This window comes from Mesotoga infera (assembly GCA_011045915.1).
Classification (GTDB): Bacteria; Thermotogota; Thermotogae; order Petrotogales; family Kosmotogaceae; genus Mesotoga; species Mesotoga infera_D.
This window is the reverse complement of the sequence record DSBT01000268.1, coordinates 1-2848: the sequence shown is the minus strand read 5'-3', so window position 1 is coordinate 2848 and position 2848 is coordinate 1. Positions and strand designations below refer to the sequence as shown.

Annotated in this window: 3 protein-coding genes; 2 read left to right on the top strand and 1 reads right to left on the bottom strand. The window is 44.8% G+C overall.

The genetic code is table 11. The features are described 5' to 3' along the window. Positions 1 to 52 precede the first annotated feature (52 nt). Both ENN47_09080 and ENN47_09075 read left to right on the top strand, forming a co-directional pair. Positions 53 to 811, top strand: coding sequence for a SagB/ThcOx family dehydrogenase (locus ENN47_09080; protein ID HDP78316.1), 759 nt, complete (start codon positions 53 to 55; stop codon positions 809 to 811). A 184-nt stretch (positions 812 to 995) separates the two neighbouring features. After that, positions 996 to 1256 (top strand): methyltransferase, encoded by a 261-nt coding sequence (locus ENN47_09075; GenBank protein HDP78315.1) that lies wholly within the window; start codon positions 996 to 998, stop codon positions 1254 to 1256. A gap of 236 nt (positions 1257 to 1492) precedes the next feature. On the opposite strand, the gene ENN47_09070 is transcribed toward ENN47_09075, so the two are convergent. Further along, positions 1493 to 2848 (bottom strand): HAMP domain-containing protein (locus tag ENN47_09070; protein HDP78314.1); only part of this gene is annotated, 1356 nt, incomplete at its 5' end.

Genomic DNA, 2848 nt, shown 5'->3' with positions numbered 1-2848 from the left:
AGGTTCTCCATTATGCTAAACTTATTAATATAGCTAAGGAGGGGTAGTTCTAATGATTACTAGAAAGGAAGGAAGGGCCTTTTTAAGCAACAAGGTCTGGGAGGAGACTGATAGAGAAGCTCACAAGACAGATCAGATGGAGGGAAAACCCCAGCCTCCACTGGAAAAGAGTACAGAGGGATTTGATCTCATAAAGCTCCCCGACCCCAACGCCACTGATCTACTTATGAAGGATTTAAGAGAAGTTATCTTCTCTAGGGAGAGCAGGAGAGTTTACTCGGATGAGAAGATATCACTTGAGTCGCTTTCCTTTCTTCTCTGGTCTTCGCAGGGAGTAAAAGGAGTACTGAAGAACAACTATGCGACGCTGAGAACTGTTCCATCTGCAGGTGCTCGACATCCATTTGAAACATACATCTTCGTTAGATTGGTGAAAGGATTGAAGAAGGGTTTGTATCGCTACGTGGCTCTTTCACATTCTCTGATTCTTCTGAAGGAAGGAGACTTCGCAAACGAAGTCGCCCTTGCCGCTCTAGGTCAGAAGTTTGTTGGCCACTGTGCTGTCACGTTCGTTTGGTCTGTCATTCCGTACAGAACGGAATGGAGATACGATCTGACTTCTTATAAACCGATTCTTCTGGATGCGGGTCACATATGTCAAAATCTATATTTGGCATGCGAAGCGCTTAATCTTGGTACTTGCGCTATCGCTGCCTATGACCAGACCAGAATCGACAAGTTGATTGGTCTTGACGGCGATGATGAGTTCGCTATCTACATGGCTCCAGTCGGGAAACCAAAAAGGTATTGAGATGAGCATTTCCGCATACCAACTGGCACTTCTCGAGAAGATTTACGGGAAGGTTATGGGGAGAGAGAAGAGATATTTTTCGGTCGATGAGCTTATAAGAGAGTGCGGCTCTTATCCTGATGAGCTTAATGAAGCTCTGAGAACTCTTGGTGAAGAGGAACTGATCGAAATCAAACCGTTTAGAATGGGAAGGATTACTCACAAAGGCATAATGGAGGTAGAAGGCAACGGGATACCCGAAAAAGATAAGGCAAGACAGCTGGTTCTCGCCAGAATAAACGAGCTGACCTCAGGTGACCCGGATATATATTTGAATATAGATTCTCTCGCTGGAGAGCTTAATATGATGAGATATGAACTCTTCGATATCCTGAACTTTCTTCAGGGCGAGGGATTGGTGAGGATTCTTTCAAAAATGTCTGTCGCGATTGCAGACAGAGAGTAAGAACAGAAGCCAGATTCCTGGCTTCTGTTTTGGGGATGATGAAAAGGGCGTCTTGCTCTTAAATATAGGAGCCCGATTCACTATCGCTTTACCGGAGTAGCTTGCTTTGCTATTCAGGCTCCTCTTTCCTTCTTTCTTGATCTACATCTGTGTACGGGGATCACATCTATATGAACCATCTATCGCTCTTCGGGATAAATATAGAATCCGTACATTAGAGAAGAATTAGACCTGGATTAGAGTTTTTTAATCTTTGAAGGAAGAGTGATCTTGAAGATCGATCCTTCTCCAGGGGTACTATCCACAGATATGAGGCCTTCATGAGCCTTGACAATTTCCCAGGCGATAGATAAACCTAAACCTGTGCCCCTGGTCTGCGACCTTGCCTTATCAACTCTGTAGAATCTATCGAAAATTCTGTCGATTTCCTCGGACTGTATACCGATGCCGTTATCTTCAACAATTATCTCTATCTGTCCCTGCGAATGATTGCAGCCAGCAGTTATTCGAACACGGCCGCCCATCGGCGTGTATTTTATTGCATTGTCAACAAGATTGAAAAGCGCTCTTGAAAGATGTTTCCGATTACCTGTTATCTCCAGGTCATCCGGGCAGTACTTTGTGATTTCAATATTCTTTTCGTCCGCAAGCACTTTTATCGTCTCAAGTACATCATCGATCATGACGCTTGCAGGAAAGACATCACAATCCCCTTTTGGAAAACTATTCTCGAGCCGGGTAATTACTAGAAGGTCATCGATAATAGAGGTTAACCGAACGATTTCGTTCTCAATCTGGATAAGAGCGTTCACGTACTCATCGGATTCTCTGTCTCTGTGAAGTGTTACATCCACTATGCTTCGAATCGCGGTCAAGGGTGTTCTCAGCTCATGAGCTGCATCTGAAGTAAACTGCCTCTGCTTATTGACCGACTCCTCAAGCCTCGCGAGCATTCCATCAAAGGTACTCGCAAGATGACCGAGTTCATCGTTGGGAAGAGTCAAGTTCAGTCTCCTGTCAAGCTTCTCCAAGCTTATCTCTTCTGCAAGGAGCGTGATCCTCTCGACGGGCTCCAGCGATTTCTTTGCCATGTAGAAGCCTCCTAATACCGCCAGAATGATTATTGTCGGACCAATCAGCATCATCAGTCGAGACAGGCGAAAAAGCGCGACCCTGACACTTGACAGGGACTCACCTACCTGAATCCATCCCCATTGACCTATCTGCAAAGTGAAGATTCTCCACACACCGACAGAGGTCGAGATGCTTGTGAACTGCCTATCAGAAAGCTCAATAGAGGCCTTAAGTATTCCAAAAGGTCCAAATCCCTCGACTATATCCCCGGAACTGTCCATCAGCCTGACAACAAAACCTTCAGCAAGCAGTCTGTTTGTGAGAGACTCCATTTCAACTGTCTTCTTGAATAACGGATAGTTCTGCACTATCTCAATATTTGCCAGGAGCTGTGAAGAGACGATTCTCAGTGATGAATCGGCTTCACTATGAAGCTGTGCGCTTAGAATAATATATATGGAAACGCTGAATGCAAGGAGAATAATTCCAAGAAAGAAAACATACCAAAGAGTGAGCTT